This window comes from Streptomyces sp. KM273126 (assembly GCF_004337435.2).
Classification (GTDB): Bacteria; Actinomycetota; Actinomycetes; order Streptomycetales; family Streptomycetaceae; genus Streptomyces; species Streptomyces acidicola.
This window is the reverse complement of the sequence record NZ_SJXB02000001.1, coordinates 3,567,383-3,584,986: the sequence shown is the minus strand read 5'-3', so window position 1 is coordinate 3,584,986 and position 17,604 is coordinate 3,567,383. Positions and strand designations below refer to the sequence as shown.

Sequence of the window (17,604 nt, the reverse complement as noted above, 5' to 3'; positions counted from 1 at the left end):
ACGACACCCGCCCCGATCCCCCACCGGCACCCCGAATCCCACCCGCACATCACGCACTTCCAGCACCATGCCGCGGTCACCTCAGCTTCGGGTCGAGGGCGTCGCGCACCGCGTCGCCCAGCATGATGAAGGCGAGGACGGTGACCGCGAGGGCGCCGGAGGGCCAGAGCAGTGCGTGCGGGGCGTTGCGGATGTACGGGGACGCGGCGGAGATGTCGATGCCCCAGGAGACGCTCGGCGGTTTCAGCCCCACCCCGAGGTACGACAGGGTCGCCTCCAGAGCGATGTACGTACCGAGGGCGATGGTGGCCACGACGATGACGGGCGCGATCGCGTTGGGCGCGATGTGCCGCAGCAGGATGCGCATGTGGGAGGCGCCGAGGGCGCGGGCGGCCTGGACGTAGTCGTTCTGCCGGGCGGTGATGACCGAGCCGCGGGCGATGCGGGAGATCTGCGGCCAGCCGAGCAGCACCATGAACCCGATGACGGGCCAGACGGTCGGGCTGGTCACCACGGAGAGCAGTACGAGACCGCCGAGCACGACCGGGATCGCGAAGAAGACGTCGGTGACACGGGACAGGATCGCGTCCCAGACCCCGCCGAAGAACCCGGCGAGCCCGCCGAGGACCGAGCCCAGGACCGCGACCCCGAGCGTGGCGCAGACTCCGACGGTGACCGAGGTCCGCGCCCCGTGGACGGTGCGCGTGTAGACGTCGCAGCCCTGGCCGTTGAACCCGAAGGGATGGCCGGGCCCGGGGCCCTGCTGGGCCTTGGCGAGGTCGCAGTCGAGGGGGTTGCCGGGGGCGATCAGCTGGGGCCAGAGCGCGATGAGGACGAGGAAGAGGATGACGAGCGCGGAGACGAGGAAGACCGGGTTGCGGCGCAGGTCGTGCCACGCGTCGGACCACAGGCTGCGCACCCGTTCTTCGGCGGCGGCCGCGGGGACGGCCGTGGGGTCCGGGCCCCGCGGACCCCTGCCGCCCGGTCCCGTCCGGAGGACCTCCGCGTCGGCCGGGACGAGCTCCGCGGTCACGCCCGGGACGTACGACGACGGCTCCAGGTGCTGGGGCTCAGGCATAGCGGATCCTCGGGTCGAGTACGGCGTACAGGAGGTCGACGAGCAGGTTGGCGACCAGGAAGACCAGGACGAGGACGGTCACGAAGCCGACGACGGTCTGGGTGCTCTGGCGGAGGATGCCCTGGTACAGCTGGTAGCCGACGCCGTGGATGTTGAAGATCCGCTCGGTGACGATCGCGCCGCCCATGAGGAAGCCGACATCGGCGCCGATGAAGGTGACCACGGGGATGAGGGAGTTGCGCAGCAGGTGCCGGACGATCACCCGGTGCCGGGGCAGCCCCTTGGCGACGGCCGTACGGACGTAGTCGGCGCGGGCGTTCTCGGCGATCGACGTCCTGGTCAGCCGGGTCACGTAGGCGAGCGACACGGACGCCAGCACCAGACCGGGCACGATCAGTTCGTCGAAGCCGGCCTCCCACGACACCGACGGCTTGATCCAGCCCCACTCGACGCCGAGCAGCAGCTGGAGCAGCAGGCCGGTGACGAAGGTCGGGACAGAGATGACGACGAGGGTGACGAGCAGGACGCCGGTGTCGACGGGCCGGCCGCGGCGCAGGCCCATGGCCACGCCCAGGGTGACGCCGATGGCGATCTCGAAGAGGATCGCGACGATCGTCAGCCGCAGGGTGACCGGGAAGGACGTCGCCATCAGCTCGGTGACCTTCTGCCCGTTGAACGCGGTGCCGAAGTCGCCCGTGAAGACGTTGCCCATGTAGGTCAGGTACTGCTGCCAGACGGGCTGGTCGAGGCCGAACTCCTGCTTCAGCCGGGCGGCCGTCGCCGGGTCGCAGCTCCGCTCGCCGCACAGGCCCGCGACGGGGTCGCCCATCACGTTGACCATCAGGAAGATCAGCAGGGTGGCCCCGGCGAAGACGGGCACCATCTGCAGCAGCCGCCGGACGACGTACGGTCCCACGGCCGGTCAGCCGACCTTGATCCGGTCGTAGACCGGGACACTGAACGGGTTCAGCGCCACGTTCGAGAGCCGCTGCGAGTAGCCCGCGTTTCCGTTCTGGTACCAGAGCGGGATGGCGGCCATGTTGGTCCGCAGGACCTCCTCGGCCTGGCGGAACCTCTCGACCGCCCTGGCGGCGTCGGTCTCTGCGTTGGCCCGGTCGACGAGCCTGTCGAAATCGGGGTTGGACCACTTGCCGTCGTTGGAGGAGGCGCCCGTGTAGTACAGCGGCTGGAGGAAGTTCTGGATCAGCGGGTAGTCCATCTGCCAGCCGGCGCGGAAGGGCCCGGTCATCTTCCGGTCGGTGATCCGGTTGCGGTAGTCGGCGAAGGTGCCGATCGGGTTGCCGACGCAGGCTTTGTCGTCGCCGAGGGCGTTGTTGATGGAGTTGCAGACGGCGTCGACCCATTCGCGGTGGGAGCCGGTGTCCGCGTTGTAGGTGATCCTGACCTGTCCGCCGGGAAGGCCGCCGCCCTCCTTGATCAGCCTCTTGGCCGCCGCCGCGTCGTACACGCAGGCGGTGCCGCACGGGCCCGCCCGGTAGCCGCCCTCCTTGCCGAGGACGGGTGAGGTCCAGTCGACGGCCGGGGTGCGGGTGTTCCGGAAGATGGTCCGGGTGATCTGGTCGCGGTTGATCGCCCGGGACAGACCCTCGCGGACCTTCTCCATGCCTTCCCTGCCCCACCGCTTGTCGTAGTACGGGAAGGCGAGGGTCTGGATGATGCCGGCGGGGGCGTTGATGTAGCGGTCGCCGAGGTCGCTGTGGACGTTCTTGAGCTGGGAGGCGGGGACGTCGTCGACGAGATCGAGGTTGCCCGCCATCAGGTCCGTGTAGGCGGTGTTGTTGTCGGTGTACACCTTCAGGTCGACGCCGCCGTTGCGGGCCTTGTCCTCGCCGGGGTAGGCGTCCCATCTGCGCAGGGCGAGCTGGGAGCCCCTGGTGTACGACGCGACCCGGTACGGGCCGTTGCCGACCGGCTTCTTCAGCCAGGCGGCGTGGTCGTCGAAGAACGCCCGGGGCAGCGGGGCGTACGCGTTGTAGCCGAGGGTGTCGGGGAAACTGGAGAACTTCTGCCGGAGCCTGACGGTGAACGTCCTGTCGCCGACGACCTTCAGCCCGGAGAGGGTGTCGGCGCTCTGCTTGCCGCCGTCGGCCGGGTGGGTCTTGTCGTAGCCGTCGATGTACTCGAAGAAGTACGCGTTGCGCTGGTTGTTCTTCAGTGCGGCGCCGTAGTTCCAGGCGTCCACGAAGGAGCGGGCGGTGACCTTCTCGCCGTTGCTGAAGGTCCAGCCCTTCTTGACGGTGATCGTGTAGTTCTTCCCGTCCGTGGTGTCGATCGTCTCGGCGAGCATGTTCTTGGCCTCGCCGGTCTTCGGGTCGTACTGCTTCAGACCACGGAAGATCATCGACAGGACCTTGCCGCCCTGCACCTCGTTGGTGTTGGCCGGCTCCAGCGGGTTCGGCGGGTCGCCCCAGGAGGAGCTGAGCACCGCGCCGGTACCGCTGCCGCCACCGCCGCAGGCCGTCGCCACGAGGGCGACGGCCACCGCGCATACGACCGCTCGGGCGTGCGTCGCTCCGCGCATGGAGTGCCTCCTCGTGAGTGCTGGTGGCGCCGGGCGTTGTTCCGTTACCGGTTCCGTTACCGGTCAATATCCGCCCATCACGCACATGACGCACTTGCACTCCGCCCGTCCGGGGGTGGCTGACCGCCATCCGGACGTACGCACGAGCTCGCACCCCCGCCGCCGGCGTTCTCCGGCGCGGCCCCGACAGTGGAGGCCTCCGCCTTCCGCCACTACGGCGGAGCCGGCACCGGCACCAACTGACGGATCAGCCCAACTCGCCTCGCTCGACGCAGAACTCGTTGCCCTCGGGATCGGCCAGCAGTACCCAGCCGCCGCCATCGGGTCGGGTGTGGTCCGCGACGAGCCGGGCGCCGAGCCCGATCGCCCGCTCGACCTCCTCCGCACGGGTGCGCCCCTGCGGACGCAGGTCGAGGTGCACCCGGTTCTTGACGGACTTGCCCTCTCCCACCCGGACGAACAGCAGGCCAGGACCCCCGGCAGGGTCCTCGATCACGGCCTCCGGGTCACCCGGTTTGTCGTCGTCGGCCAGCGGCCGTCCGAGCAGCTCGCTCCAGAACAGGCCGAGATCGTACGGGTCTCCGGTGCAGTCAAAGGTGATGTTGTGTATCACGGGATTCAACGGGCGCCTCCAATAAGGCCGGTTGTAGTCGCCTGGGCAGCTTTGGCGCGGGAGTTCCAAGGTCCGCTAAAGATGCCTTGATGCCTCCTGCTGAAACTCGCTGACCAATTCTTTAAGCGCAGCACAATCGCGCTTGATCGTTTCCCTCATGTCACCGTCATCATGGAGGCCGTTCGAATGGGCAAAACTCACCCTTGCTTCCAGCGAGGACATTTGCTGGGCCACCTCGCTCGCAGGAGATGAGACGCTGTCAGGCCCCTCCAAAAGGACCCCTATTTCCAGAGACCCGAGGCCGGATACAGCACTCCCAAGGTTCGCCAAGCCGACCGCGATGGCATCCATACGCTCCTCCTTGAACCTCCTCCTCCGCGCCCTTCCCCGCCACCCTCCTCCCCCACCCGCCCCCTCGTCGAGCAGGCTGTAGAACATGAGGTCCTGCAGCTTCGCGACCTGCGCCTCAATTGCGTTCACCTCGGAGAGAAAGGCGTGATAGACCCCGCGGCGCGCCTGAACCTTTTGCGCCTTATTGGCATATATGCCCGATACGTACGCCCCTCCCCCTATAGCCAACGCACCCACCAACGCGCCCATTACAGCAGCTAACCCCTGATCCATTAGACCTCGCTTTAGCGACGGACCCGTTCTGCTCCGGATGTTCCCCCGGCGAACGAGGCGTGACACCCGATCGTCGCGCGCTGGTATGCGTCGCTGGCGGATTCCAGGCAGTCCCAATTTGACCTAGACCGCCTATGATTTCCAAAGGCTCGGAAAAGCCCCGCCCCATGCGCCGCAACTGGCCACCTGGCGGGGCACGCGACCCCCGAGATCATCACCGTCGTGGCGAGCCGAGCCCTGAGCGGCTTCGGCCCGCCGTTCGCACCGTCAGTCCCCCACCTGGGTGGCGTCACCGGTGTGGACCAATGGGCGTGACACCAACGCCCACCTCGCCATATCCGCAGGCCACACGGGGTCCACGCGCCGTTGACGTGCGCAGACGGCGCTGATAGAACCACTCATCAACCCAGCCGACGCCACCCGGCGGACGCCACCCGGTCACGTCCGATCACACCCCGTCAGTCAGTTCAACAAGCCGCCGCTGTACGAGCGATGACGCGAGGTCACGGATTCATGAACACACACGATCAGCACGGCAGAGGGCGCCCGAACCCCGTCAGGGGCCCACGGCTGCGTGGACCCCGGCTCGTCGCCGTCGGCACCGCGGCCCTCGCGCTCTCGGCCGGCCTCGCGTCTCCGCTCGGCCCGGCGCCCCAGCAGGCCGAGGCGAAGGAGAGCGGGAAGGTCCTCACCGTAGCGGTCGCGCAGAGCGTCGACTCGCTGAGCCCGTTCCTGGCGACCCGCCTGGTCAGCACGAGCATGCACCGGCTGACGTACGAGTACCTGACCAACTACGACCCCGGGGACGCCCGCGCGGTCCCGGGTCTCGCCACCAAGTGGTCGTCGTCCCCCGACAAGCTCACGTGGACCTACACGATCCGCTCCGACTCCAGGTGGTCGGACGGCAAGCAGGCCACCGCCGAGGACGCGGCCTGGACGTTCAACAAGATGATGACCGACGACGGCGCGGCCACCGCCAACGGCAGCTTCGTCACCAACTTCCGCAAGGTCACCGCCCCCAGCCCCACCGAGCTCGTCATCGAGCTGAAGAAGCCGCAGGCCACGATGACCGCGCTCGACGTGCCGATCGTGCCCAGGCACATCTGGGAGAAGGTCACGGACTTCTCGGAGTTCAACAACGACAAGAGCTTCCCCGTCGTCGGGAACGGGCCGTTCGTCCTGACCGGCTACAAGGCCGACAGCTACGTCCGTCTCAAGGCCAACAAGGACTTCTGGCGCGGGGCCCCGAAGTTCGACGAGCTGGTCTTCCGGTACTACAAGGACCAGGACGCCGCGGTGGCGGCCCTGCGCAAGGGCGAGGTCTCCTTCGTCGCCGGTTCTCCTTCCCTGACGCCCGCCCAGGCGGCCTCCCTCAAGGGCGAGAAGAACATCCGCGTCAACGACGCCCCCGGCCGCCGCTTCTACGCTCTGGCCACGAACCCGGGCGCTCAGTCCAAGGACGGCGAACGCTTCGGCGACGGAGACCCGTCCCTGCTCGACCAGCGGGTACGGAACGCCCTGTTCCTGGCCGTCGACCGCAGGACCATCATCGACAAGGTCTTCCGGGGCCACGCCGTCGAGGGCGAGGGCTACATCCCCCCGCGCTTCTCGACATACTTCTGGAAACCGTCCCCGAGCCAGGAACTGGCGTACGACCCGACGAAGGCGGCCCGGCTCCTCGACGAGGCCGGCTACCGGAAGAACAGCGACGGCAAGCGCGTCGGCAAGGACGGCAAACCGCTCGACTACCGGATCCTGTGCCACGCGACCGACCCCAACGACAAGGCGGTCGGCAAGTACCTCCAGGAGTGGTGGGGCGAGCTCGGTATCGGCGTGAAGCTCAACTGTCTGGACAACGTGACCGACCCCTGGCTCGCGGGCACGTACGACCTCGCCTTCGACGGCTGGTCCGTCAACCCCGACCCCGACTTCGTGCTGTCCATCCACACCTGCGGGGCGCTCCCGGCGACCCCCGAGGACACCGGCGCCACCGACAACTTCATCTGCGACAAGGAGTACGACGAGCTGTACGCGCGGCAGCTCGCCGAGTACGACCCCGCCAAACGGGCGGACATCGTCAAACAGATGGAGTCGCGGCTCTACGACCTCGGGTACATGAACGTCATGGCGTATCCGAACGCGGTCGAGGCCTACCGGACGGACCAGATCGAGTCGATCACCACGATGCCGCGGAAGGCGGGCAACATCTACGGGCAGGACGGCTACTGGAGCTGGTGGTCGGCGGTTCCGACGGACAGCGGAGACTCCGGGGGCTCCGGCGGCTCCTCCGGCGACGGCGGCTCCACGGGTGTCGTCATCGGCGTCGCCGCGGGCGTCGTCGTCCTCGTGGGCGCCGGGGCGTTCCTCGCGATGCGCCGCCGCGCCACCGCCGATGACCGCGAGTAGCCGATGGACCGACCAGCCACACCAGCCACACCAGCCCGGCAGCTGGATGGCCCCGACCCCGCCGGGGCATCGGTCCGTGCAGCACGGGCGCGGACCAGGACCGCGTACCTGCGCCACGTGGCGGGCAAGCTGGGCGGCGCGGCCGTCTCGCTGCTCGCCGTCCTGGTCACCAGTTTCTTCCTCTTCCGGCTGATTCCCGGTGACCCGGTCAAGTACATGACGGGCGGCCGCCAGGTGTCGGCGGAGCAACTTGCCTCGTATCGCAGGGAGTTCGGGCTCGACCTGCCGCTGTGGCGGCAGTTCACGGACTACTGCGGCAAGGCGCTCACCGGGGACCTCGGCACCTCGTACCAGTTCCGGACGCCCGTCATCGACAAGATCACCGAGGCGCTGCCGAACACGCTGCTGCTCACCGGCACCGCGTTCGTCCTGTACACCGCGCTCGGCATCGTCCTCGGCACCCGCTCGGCGTGGCGCCGCGGCCGGCTCGGCGACCGGCTGAACACCGGTCTGGCGCTGGCCCTCTACTCGGTCCCGTCGTTCTGGCTGGGGCTGCTGCTCATCATCGTGTTCTCCGTGGGCATGGGTCCGATCCCCGGGCTCTTCCCGACCGGCGGCATGGAGTCCGGCGGCGAGGAGGGCTTCGCGTACGTCGTCGACGTCGCCCATCACCTCGTCCTGCCCGTGATCACGCTGGTCGCGGTCGAGTACGGGCAGACGCTGCTGGTCACCCGTTCGGCGCTGCTCGACGAGATGGGCAGCGACTATCTGACCACCGCACGGGCCAAGGGGCTCAGGGACGACCTGGTCCGGCGCCGGCACGCCGTACCGAACGCGATGCTGCCCACCATGACGCTGATCTTCGTCAACCTCGGCCGGACGGTGGCGGGCGTGATCCTCGTCGAGACCGTCTTCTCCTGGCCCGGCCTCGGCGGGCTCTTCTACCAGGCGCTGAGCGTGCCCGATCTCCCACTGGTCCAGGGCCTGTTCTTCGTCTTCGCCTCGGCGGTGATCGTGATGAACACGCTGGCCGACCTGATCTATCCGCTGCTCGACCCCAGGGTGGGCCGATGACGACCGACGCGACACCGCCGTCGCCCTCGCCTGAGATTCCTCCGTCGACTCCGCCCGGTACTCCTCCGTCACCTCCGCCCGGTACTCCTCCGGCGTCTCCCCGGCCCCCGAAGGGCGGTCCCCGCGCCCTCGCCCGGCAGCGGCGCCTCCACTCCGCCGCGCGGTTCTGGAAGCAGTACCGCACCCATCGCGCCGGGCTCCTCGGCCTGGCCGCGCTCGCGTTCTTCGCGCTGACAGCGCTGACCGCGCCGCTGACGGTCGGTTCCGACGTGGCCGGTGTGACCAGCGCGCCGGGCCGGCCGCTGGAGAGTCCGAGCGGGGAGTTCCCCCTGGGCACCGACCAGTTCGGGCGCGATCTGCTGGGTCTGGTCGTCTGGGGGTCGCGGGTCTCGCTCCTCGTCGGACTGCTCGCGGCCGTGCTGTCGGTGGCCATCGGCGCGCTCGTGGGGATCACGGCCGGTCACTTCCGCGGCGCGTACGCCACCGTGATGATGCGGATCACGGACTGGTTCCTGGTGATGCCGGCGCTGGTGCTCGCCGTCGCGCTGGCCACCGTCATGTCGCGCTCGCTCGGCACGATCGTCCTGGCGATCGGCGTGACGTCCTGGCCGACGACGGCCCGCCTGGTGCGAGCACAGACACTGGCGGTGGAGGCGCGGCCGTACATCGAACGCGCGAAGGCGCTCGGCGGCGGCCACTGGCACATCATGTCCCGGCACGTGCTGCCCAACGTGATGCCGCTGGTGCTGGCGCAGACGACGCTGATGATCTCCTCCTCCGTCCTCGCGGAGGCGACGCTGGCCTTCCTGGGCCTGGGCGATCCGACGGTGGTGTCCTGGGGCGGTCTGCTCCAGGACGCGCGCGAGGCCGGCGCGGTCAGCTCCGGCGACTGGTGGTACCTGGTGCCGCCGGGCATCGCGATCGCCCTGGTCGCGCTGGCGTTCACGCTGTGCGGCCGCGCGGTGGAGTCCGTTCTCAACCCCAGGCTGGGGGTGGCCCGTTGACGCTGCTGGAGGTACGGAACCTCGAAGTGACGTACGCGGGCGGGGCGGCCGCGGTGCGGGGTGTGGACCTGTCGCTGGCGGCGGGCCGGAAGCTCGGCCTCGCGGGCGAGTCGGGCTGCGGCAAGTCCACGCTCGCGCTGGCGCTGCTGAGGCTGCTGCCGTCCGGTACCCGGGTCCGCGGGGAGGTCCTGCTGGACGGCGAGGACGTGCTGGCGATGCGGTGGGGCCAGGTGCGGGCGGTGCGCTGGGCGGGCGCGTCGATCGTCTTCCAGGGGGCGATGCACTCCCTGAACCCCGTGCACCGCGTCGGCGACCAGATCGCCGAACCGATCCTGCTGCACCGCAAGGCGACCGCCGCCGCGGCTCGGAAGAGGACCGGCGAACTCCTGGAGCACGTGGGTCTGCCCGCGGCGCGGGCGTCGGCGTATCCGCACGAGCTGTCCGGGGGCCAGCGCCAGCGCGTCATGATCGCCATGGCCCTGGCCTGCGACCCGCGGCTGATCATCGCCGACGAGCCGACCACGGCCCTGGACGTGATGATCCAGGCGCAGATCCTGCGCCTGATCCAGCAGCTCGTCGCCGAACAGGACCTCGGCCTGATCATGATCAGCCACGATCTGGCGGTCCTCGCCGACCTCTGCGACCGGCTCGCGGTGATGTACGCGGGCCGGGTGGTCGAGGAGGGTCCCGCCCGGGAGGTCCACGAGCACGCCCGGCACCCGTACGGCGAGGCCCTGTCGGCGGCGTTCCCGCGCATCGGCGACCCGGCCTCCCGGTTCGCCCCGCGCGGCCTGGCCGGCGACCCTCCCGACCCGTCCGCCCTGCCCTCCGGCTGCGCCTTCCACCCGCGCTGCCCCGTGGCCCTGGACACCTGCGCCGCACAGGACCCGTCGCTGCGGGACGCCGGTCCGGGGCGGCGGGCGGCCTGTGTGCACGTGGAGGCGCCGGTCACGGGCCCGGCCGCCGCGACAAAGGGGGCCACCCCATGAACCACCCCATGACAACGGCACCACCGCCCCTGCTCAGCGCCCAGGGCCTGCACGTGACCTTCCCCGGACGGCACGGCACCGCAACGGCCCGGGCCGTGGACGGCGTCGAACTCGACATCCGGGCCGGGGAGATCGTGGCCTTGGTCGGCGAGTCGGGCTGCGGCAAAACAACACTGGCTCGCTCGCTGCTCGGCCTGGTGCCGCCGGCCTCGGGGCGGGTCAGCTTCGGCGGGAAGCCGCTGGAGTACTCCTCGCGGGCCCTGAAGGCGTACCGCAGGCGCGTCCAGCTGGTGCTCCAGGACCCGAGCGGCTCACTGAACCCACGCCACACGGTGTACGACGCGGTGGCCGAAGGGCTGCGCATCCACGGCTACGCGGGAGACGAGCGGGCAGCGGTAGCGCAGGCCCTGTCCCGCGCAGGCCTCCGCCCACCCGAGCGCTTCTTCCTCCGCTACCCGCACGAGCTGTCCGGAGGCCAGCGCCAGCGCGTGGTGATCGCGGGCGCGCTCGTCCTGGAGCCCGAACTCATCGTCGCCGACGAGCCGGTGGCCTCACTCGACGCCTCCGTGCGCGGCGAGATCCTGGCCCTGCTGCTGCGCCTGCGCACCGAACTGGGGCTGTCCGCGCTGGTGGTGACCCACGATCTGGGCCTGGCCTGGAACATCGCCGACCGGGTGGCGGTGATGTACCTGGGCCGCATCGTGGAAACCGGCGACGTCGAGCAGGTGCTGACGGCACCCCGGCATCCGTACACCCAGGCGTTGCTGTCCGTCCTGCCGGACGCCGCGGGCGACCCTGTGGTCCTGACCGGCGAGCCCCCGGACCCGTCCCGAATCCCCTCTGGCTGCCGCTTCCACGCCCGCTGCCAGATCCTGGCGAGCGGCGAGGCGGAACGGGCGGGCGTGGCGGAGGCGTGCCGCGGCCGGGAGCTGGAAGTGCTGGACGGGGGTGGCGGGGCGCAGGTGGCTTGTCACTGGGCGCGGGCCGCCGTCTGACGGCCGCCGCCTGGACAGCCTCGGGACGGCACCTCGGTCACGCCAACGGACGTGGTGTACGGCGACTGCGAGCAGGCAAGCGAACCCGCAAGTGCAGCACAATTCCCGAATGTGTCGCAGTTCAGCCGGCACACCACCTCCGTGGACACGGCCCCCCGGGGTCAACCTCCGGACGTCGCCTCGCCCTTGGCCCAATCGACCAGTGCCACAAGGGCCGACGGTGCCAGGGTGGCCACGGTGCCGGGAGCGACGCTCTCGCGGAGGCGGAGGCCTATTCGGTCGAGGGCGACCTCAACGCATGTGTCGCCGCCAGGTTCACTGAAGCTCGACTTCTGCCACGTGAGCTGAGACATGCGGTTCCTCCTGGAGCAAGGGGTAGAGGAGGCGCTGGATCAGCCCCAAGGAGTTCTTCACCAGGTACGCCTCGGTGTTGACCTCGGGTGCCAGCGGAGGCAGCGCCGCTTCGCACAGCCTAGCGAACCAGTTGCGGTACCTGGCCAAGGCTTCCGGATCCCCCAGGTACAGCGGCTTCTCGACGTGCTCGACGACCACCGTGCTGAGCTGCGGTACAGCCGGTTCCAGCAGCGTGAAGGATGTTCCAAAGCCCACCCGCCCATCGAACGGGAGCACTTGGAGCGTGACGTTCGGCAACCGCCCCACCTCGATCAGCCGGAGCAACTGGTCACGCATGATCTCGGAGCTCCCCCACGAGACGTGCAGGGCCGCTTCGTGGATCACCGCATGAATCCGTGGCGGCCGTTCCCCCTTGAGCACGCGCTGGCGCTGCATACGGAAGTCGACTTCCTTGCCCTGCTGTTCGCGCGATGACAGGGCGTAGCCGCCCTGGTAGCCGGCTGTCGCGTACGCCAGTGACTGAAACAGGCCGGGGATGAACATGGGCTCGTAGCAGACGATGTTCACCGCCCGATCCTCAAGCTCGGCCAAGTCCAGCAGCGACGGCCGTAGTTGCTCTCGGTACTCGGTCCACCAGCCCTTTCCGGACGCTTGCCCCAGCTCCACAAGCGCATCAGTGCGGGTGGTGTTCTCACCACCATTGGCCGCAGCAAGGGCACGCAGCCGTTCGGGCGACAGGCTCGTCCGGCCCGCCTCAACGTTGCTGATGTGCGACTGCCGCATCCCCATGACACCCGCCGCCTCAGCCGTTGAGAGCCCCGCGCGCTCGCGAATCGCACGCACTTCCGCACCGAACCTCCGCTGGCGGTACGTCGGGTTCGCCCTCAGCCCCATAACTCCTCCTCGCCCAGCCGGAAATATCACCCAACCACACACCAACTTTCAAGGAGGTTGTATATCAATAACTCGCGCCGCCACCTTACGTATGGCACCAGTCACAGCATGCACACAACTGGGAGGCTGCCACATGCGCACGCCCGAAACCCCCCAGCCCCTCTGGGCCTACGGTCTCACCATCCCCCACGACCCTCGCGCCGTACGGGTAGTCCGGGCGACGATCCGCAGCATCCTCGCCGCCGCCAGACTCAACTGCATCGTGGATACCGTGGAGTTGCTGGTCTCCGAGGTCGTCACCAACGCCTACCGCTGCTCCGCCCAGGAGTCCTACGTCAGCATGGAACGCACCTCGGAGGACTTCCGCGTCACAGTGTGGGACCACGGTTCGGGCGCACCGGCACTGCGTACGCCCTCGAACGAGGAGGAGCGCGGACGCGGGCTCGGCATCGTCGAGGCGTGCGCCGATCACTGGGGTGTTCGGGACTACCCGCGCGGCAAGGCCGTGTGGTTCAGCGTCGCACCGAAGGGGAACGGGGACGAGGCGTGAGTTGTCCACAGGCACAGGCCGCGCCGCAGCCTCACAGGTACGCCGGCGCCCAGTGGGCAGCCCACGGTAACGCCCCGAGGAGACCGAGCATGAGCGCCGCCGCACAATCCGGCCCTGGAGACTCCGTCGCCCCCCAGCCGGCCGGCACCCCGGAAGACCTGCGGGCTGCCCTCGCGCAGCTGGCGCCCGACGCCCTGCCCACGTTCGACGCCGAACGGTCCGTGGCTCTCCAGCAAGCACGCGAGCGGGTCAGCGCCGCTCCTATGCGCCGCTTCGTCGGTCAGTGGGCGGTGTACGTCGCGCTGGAACGGCATCCCGAGCGGGCCGCCAGGCTGCGATCCCTGGAATCTCGCACCGCTGCCACCGAGAGCCTTGAGGAGGCCCGGACCATCGCGGCCGAGATCGGCAGGATCCTCGACATGGCGTGTGCCGAAGCCGGGGTCGAGCGGGCCGAGGGCCTGTGACTGCATGGGAGACGAAGAAGCCTGGCGCTGGGAGTACGACCCAGATGCCGAACACGTCGTGGCCGGTTCCCACGGCACATCGTCGACGAGGTCGAGCGGCTGGCGTCGGAACTGGTCGCCCTCGCCGAGGTCGGCGTCGATGTGACGGACATCGGCGAGGGACCCCGAAGAGGCGTTCCTGGCGGCGTACGCCGCATCCCGCTCCTGTCCGACGGCCGGTTCTACACGCTGCCGGTACCCCGGCTGCGTCTTATCGCCATCACCCGGATCATTCCGCCGTTCGACTTTCTCTGAGTACAAGGGCCGGTACGCCGGCCCGTGCACGGGCCGGCGGCGGCATGGGCAGCGGGCAGCGGGCAACGGGCAACGGGCAACGGGCAACCCACGGCAACGCTCGACCGAGAAAGACCGGAACGGCGCATCCGAGATCACCCGAATCCTCGCCCTGGCGCACACGGAAGCCGGAGGCAAGCGGGGCGAGAACGCACGACGAGCCAAAGGTATTCGCCTCGGCATACTTGCCGCATGGGCACCATGATCAACGTCGATTCCAAGACCCCTGACCGCCTCGCCGGTCTTGCCGAGGCACGGGGTACGACCATGCGTGCCCTCGTCGAGGAGTTCGCCGAGAGCACGCTCACCCCGGCCGAAATGAAGGAACACGCTGATCGCACCGCCGCCTACCTGGCCGAGCACCTCGGTGTAACCGTCACGGACGAGAGCAGCGCCGAGATCCTGCGCGGGGTGCGCAGCCAGGTCGTGGCACACCACGCGGCCGAGCCGGTACCGCGTGATCCGGGAGCACTACAAGGCATCGCGGTGCACGTCGGGCAGCTTGGCATCCCGACAGTCGACCTTGATTACCCGGCTGCCCTTTCCTGCTGCCAACTCCACGCCTGCGGCGTTCCGTTCGGCAGGGCGGCGGCAATCGAAGCCGCCCGTCGGATCGCCGGGCGGTGGCGCGTGGGCCGCCGGGGTAATTGGCAGAAATCGGCCACCGGCGGCCCCGGAATGACTTGGCCTCCGACCACCAGAGTTGTCCCAAATCTGCCAATCGTCGGCCAGCGTGACGGCCCCGCGGCTGTGACGTCGCTCGTCGGCCCCGCCAGGGGGTGACGGCCGTTGCACGAACTCGTACGACGGCCTACGACGATGCGGTGCAGGCGCCTACAGAGCAACTTCCAAGGTCACTGACTTGGACACGAAGCCGTTGCGCTCATAGAAACGGACAGCCTCGGTGTTACTCGCGTACGCCGTCACCTCCGCCAGCTCCGCGCCCCTTTCGCGACCCTCACCGGCTTCATCGCGGACGCCTCGGCCACCACTCCGGTGAGATGGCCCACGACCTCGCCGTCCCGATCGGCAACGAGCAGCAGCCGGTCCGGATCGTCGATGCCGGCTGCGAAACGCCGCGGTCCGTGCTCACGCGGCCAGTCCACGTTGATGCTCGGATCACGAGTCCCCGCGTCCTCGGCCAACAGAGCACGGCTGCACGCCACCAGACCGTCCACATCCGCGTGCCGTGCCTTGCGGACAACCACCGCATCCTGTTGATCGCTCATGGGCCGTGACACTACCGACTGCCACTGACACGGCCACCGGACATCCCAATCGGTCCAAGACAGGCCAATCCTCGGGGCCACTCTTGCGCCGGTCTCGCCGTATGGCAGCGTCTCGGGGGCTGGGGCCAAGGGCCATTTTGCCCTCGCTCCCAGCCCCCGAGATCATCACCGTCGCAGGGCGGGCCGCGCCCTGCGCTTCCTGCCCTGTGCGGGCAGGGGCGCCCCCTGTCAGTCCTTCGCGGCCTTCGCCGCAGGCTCGTCCGCCGCGCCGTCCTCCAGTGCCTTCAGCGCCGGGTCCATCACCACGTCCTCGCCTCGGGCCTCCGTGGTCGGCTCCTCCGGGAAGTGGCAGGCCGTCAGGTGGCCCTCGCGGTTGCCGGAGAGCTGGATCAGCGGCGGCTCCTCGGAGGCGCACTTGTCCTGGGCCTTCCAGCAGCGGGTGCGGAAGCGGCAGCCGGACGGCGGGTGGATCGGCGAGGGCACGTCACCGGCGAGACGGATGCGCTCCTTGTCGTCCGCCTCGTCGTCCACCGCGACCTCGGGGACCGCGGAGAGCAGGGCGTGGGTGTACGGGTGGCGGGGCCGGTTGTAGATGGAGTCCCGGTCACCGACCTCGACGACCTTGCCGAGGTACATCACGGCCACGCGCTGGGAGAAGTGCCGGACCACCGCCAGGTCGTGCGCGATGAACAGGAAGGCGATGCCCATCTCCTCCTGGACCTTCTGGAGGAGGTTCACCACCTGCGCCTGGATCGACACGTCCAGCGCGGAGACCGGCTCGTCCGCGACGATCAGCTTGGGGTTCAGTGCCAGGGCGCGGGCGACCCCGATGCGCTGGCGCTGGCCGCCGGAGAACTCGTGCGGGAAGCGGTTGTAGTGCTCCGGGTTGAGGCCGACGAGCTCCAGGAGTTCGCGGACCTTCTTCTCCCGGCCGCCCTCGGGGTTGATCCCGTTGACCTCCATCGGCGACTTGATGATCGTGCCGACTGTTTGCCGCGGGTTCAGCGAGGAGTACGGGTCCTGGAAGATCATCTGGATCTCGGACCGCACGGGGGCCAGCTGCTTGCGCGAGGCGTGCGTGATGTCCTGGCCCGCGTAGCTGATCCTTCCGCCGGTCGGCTCCAGGAGCCGGGTGATCAGCCGGCCGGTGGTCGACTTGCCGCAGCCCGACTCGCCGACCAGACCGACGCTCTCGCCGACGCCCACGGTCAGGTCCACGCCGTCGACGGCCTGTACGGCGCCGACCTTCCGCTTGATCGGGAAGCCGCCGTAGATCGGGAAGTGCTTCGTCAGGCCCTCGACCTCGAGGAGGGTCTCGGCCGACGTGCCGGTGGCGCCCTGCTGTGCGGGGAGGGTGAGGTTGTCGCTCATGTCTCGGATCTCCCTAGCGCAGCCGGGGCTGGATCTTGTCGATGAAGATGGTCTGCTTCTGCTCCGCCGTCAGATGGCACGCGGAGGCGCGTCCCTCGCCGAGCGCAGGCCGTTCCTCGCTGCACCGGTTGCCGGTCACCTCGCCGGTGAAGGCGCAGCGCGGGTGGAAGGGGCAGCCCGACGGCGGGTTGAGCAGGCTGGGCGGGGACCCGGGGATCGGGGTGAGCGCCTGCTCGGTGTCGCCACCGAGCCGGGGCATCGAGCTCAGCAGGCCCCAGGTGTAGGGGTGCTGGGGGTTGCGCAGCACCTCTCGGACGGTGCCGCGCTCCACGGCCCGGCCCGAGTACATCACCAGCAGGTCGTCGGCCATGTCGGAGATGACGCCGAGGTCGTGGGTGATGAAGATGATCGCCGAGCCGAACTCCTGCTGGAGGTCCTTGAGCAGGTCGAGGATCTGCGCCTGGACGGTCACGTCCAGTGCGGTGGTCGGCTCGTCGGCGATCAGCAGGTCGGGGTCGCAGACCAGCGCCATGGCGATCATGGCGCGCTGGCGCATACCGCCGGAGAACTGGTGCGGGTAGTCGTCCACGCGCGTCTGGGGCTGCGGGATGCCGACCTTGGCCAGCATCTCGATCGCCCGCCGCCGTGCCTCCTTCTTGGAGGCACCGGTGTGCTTCATGAACGGCTCGGCGATCTGCCGGCCGACCGTGTAGTAGGGCGAGAGCGCCGTCAGCGGGTCCTGGAAGATCATCGCGGCCTTGTTGCCGCGGATCTTCTCCATCTCCTTCTCCTTGGCGGTGATCAGTTCCTTGCCGTCAAGGACGATCTCGCCGTCGATGCTGGTGGTCATGGTGTTGTGCAGCCCGAGGACCGTCAGGTTGGTGACGGACTTTCCGGAGCCCGACTCGCCGACGATGCCCAGGGTCTTACCGCGCTCGACGTCGAAGGAGAGGCCGTCGACCGCCTTGACGATGCCGTCCTCGGTGGAGAACTGCACCCGCAGATCGCGGACCGAGAGGAAGGCGTCCGACCCTGTCGGGTTCGGCGCGTCTTCGGTCTTGGTCAGTGTGGTCACGGTCGTTCT

18 protein-coding genes are annotated in these 17,604 nt (G+C 69.2%); 8 read left to right on the top strand and 10 right to left on the bottom strand.

The features are described 5' to 3' along the window. Window positions 1–76 precede the first annotated feature (76 nt). The 5 genes from E0500_RS15515 to E0500_RS15495 form a co-directional block, all read right to left on the bottom strand. Window positions 77–1,078, bottom strand: a complete 1,002-nt coding sequence (locus E0500_RS15515) for an ABC transporter permease (protein WP_258572790.1) — start codon at window positions 1,076–1,078, stop codon at window positions 77–79. After that, window positions 1,071–1,994 carry an ABC transporter permease gene (locus E0500_RS15510; RefSeq protein WP_131572128.1) on the bottom strand — a complete coding sequence of 308 codons (924 nt, stop codon included), beginning with the start codon at window positions 1,992–1,994 and terminating at the stop codon, window positions 1,071–1,073. The genes E0500_RS15515 and E0500_RS15510 overlap by 8 nt, the downstream gene beginning before the upstream one ends. Window positions 1,995–2,000: 6 nt before the next feature. Next, window positions 2,001–3,620, bottom strand: a complete 1,620-nt coding sequence (locus tag E0500_RS15505; protein ID WP_131572127.1) for an ABC transporter substrate-binding protein — start codon at window positions 3,618–3,620, stop codon at window positions 2,001–2,003. Window positions 3,621–3,867: 247 nt separating this feature from the next. After that, the gene (locus E0500_RS15500; protein WP_131572126.1) at window positions 3,868–4,242 is read right to left on the bottom strand and encodes a VOC family protein; all 375 of its coding nucleotides are present in this window, start codon (window positions 4,240–4,242) and stop codon (window positions 3,868–3,870) included. Window positions 4,243–4,308: 66 nt separating this feature from the next. Beyond that, on the bottom strand, window positions 4,309–4,833 hold the full coding sequence (locus E0500_RS15495; protein WP_181587014.1) for a hypothetical protein: 525 nt from the start codon (window positions 4,831–4,833) through the stop codon (window positions 4,309–4,311). A 537-nt stretch (window positions 4,834–5,370) separates the two neighbouring features. On the opposite strand from E0500_RS15495, the gene E0500_RS15490 reads away from it, so the two are divergent. Genes E0500_RS15490 through E0500_RS15470 form a run of 5 tightly spaced genes read left to right on the top strand, consistent with a single transcriptional unit; the run spans window position 5,371 to window position 11,325 of the window. Then, entirely contained in the window at window positions 5,371–7,263 is a 1,893-nt protein-coding gene (locus E0500_RS15490; protein ID WP_131563955.1) for an ABC transporter substrate-binding protein, read from the top strand. Between the two features lie 3 nt (window positions 7,264–7,266). Then, the gene (locus E0500_RS15485) at window positions 7,267–8,337 is read left to right on the top strand and encodes an ABC transporter permease (RefSeq protein ID WP_258572788.1); all 1,071 of its coding nucleotides are present in this window, start codon (window positions 7,267–7,269) and stop codon (window positions 8,335–8,337) included. After that, entirely contained in the window at window positions 8,334–9,341 is a 1,008-nt protein-coding gene (locus tag E0500_RS15480) for an ABC transporter permease (RefSeq protein WP_131563956.1), read from the top strand. The genes E0500_RS15485 and E0500_RS15480 overlap by 4 nt, the downstream gene beginning before the upstream one ends. Then, window positions 9,338–10,330: an ABC transporter ATP-binding protein gene (locus E0500_RS15475; protein ID WP_131563957.1), complete on the top strand. Its 993-nt coding sequence runs from the start codon at window positions 9,338–9,340 to the stop codon at window positions 10,328–10,330. The genes E0500_RS15480 and E0500_RS15475 overlap by 4 nt, the downstream gene beginning before the upstream one ends. A gap of 8 nt (window positions 10,331–10,338) precedes the next feature. Next, on the top strand, window positions 10,339–11,325 hold the full coding sequence (locus E0500_RS15470) for an ABC transporter ATP-binding protein (RefSeq protein ID WP_131563977.1): 987 nt from the start codon (window positions 10,339–10,341) through the stop codon (window positions 11,323–11,325). Window positions 11,326–11,486: 161 nt separating this feature from the next. Here E0500_RS15470 and E0500_RS15465 read toward each other — a convergent pair whose 3' ends face one another. Continuing rightward, a complete protein-coding gene (locus E0500_RS15465; RefSeq protein WP_131563958.1) occupies window positions 11,487–11,678 on the bottom strand; it encodes a DUF397 domain-containing protein in 192 nt (63 codons plus the stop codon). Next, entirely contained in the window at window positions 11,641–12,573 is a 933-nt protein-coding gene (locus tag E0500_RS15460; protein WP_131563959.1) for a helix-turn-helix transcriptional regulator, read from the bottom strand. The genes E0500_RS15465 and E0500_RS15460 overlap by 38 nt, the downstream gene beginning before the upstream one ends. A 133-nt stretch (window positions 12,574–12,706) precedes the next feature. Here E0500_RS15460 and E0500_RS15455 point away from each other — a divergent pair, with 133 nt between their 5' ends. The 3 genes from E0500_RS15455 (at window position 12,707) to E0500_RS15445 (ending at window position 14,703) form a co-directional block, all read left to right on the top strand. After that, window positions 12,707–13,123, top strand: coding sequence for an ATP-binding protein (locus tag E0500_RS15455; protein WP_131563960.1), 417 nt, complete (start codon window positions 12,707–12,709; stop codon window positions 13,121–13,123). An 89-nt stretch (window positions 13,124–13,212) separates the two neighbouring features. Next, window positions 13,213–13,587 carry a DUF6247 family protein gene (locus E0500_RS15450; protein ID WP_258572786.1) on the top strand — a complete coding sequence of 125 codons (375 nt, stop codon included), beginning with the start codon at window positions 13,213–13,215 and terminating at the stop codon, window positions 13,585–13,587. Window positions 13,588–14,112: 525 nt separating this feature from the next. Further along, a complete protein-coding gene (locus E0500_RS15445; RefSeq protein WP_181587013.1) occupies window positions 14,113–14,703 on the top strand; it encodes a hypothetical protein in 591 nt (196 codons plus the stop codon). A gap of 140 nt (window positions 14,704–14,843) precedes the next feature. Here E0500_RS15445 and E0500_RS15440 read toward each other — a convergent pair whose 3' ends face one another. From E0500_RS15440 to E0500_RS15430, 3 genes are all read right to left on the bottom strand, one after another. Next, window positions 14,844–15,149 carry a hypothetical protein gene (locus E0500_RS15440; RefSeq protein WP_258572785.1) on the bottom strand — a complete coding sequence of 102 codons (306 nt, stop codon included), beginning with the start codon at window positions 15,147–15,149 and terminating at the stop codon, window positions 14,844–14,846. Window positions 15,150–15,377: 228 nt separating this feature from the next. Continuing rightward, window positions 15,378–16,520, bottom strand: a complete 1,143-nt coding sequence (locus E0500_RS15435) for an ABC transporter ATP-binding protein (RefSeq protein WP_131563961.1) — start codon at window positions 16,518–16,520, stop codon at window positions 15,378–15,380. Window positions 16,521–16,533: 13 nt separating this feature from the next. Then, window positions 16,534–17,595 (bottom strand): ABC transporter ATP-binding protein, encoded by a 1,062-nt coding sequence (locus tag E0500_RS15430; RefSeq protein ID WP_131563962.1) that lies wholly within the window; start codon window positions 17,593–17,595, stop codon window positions 16,534–16,536. Window positions 17,596–17,604 lie beyond the last annotated feature (9 nt).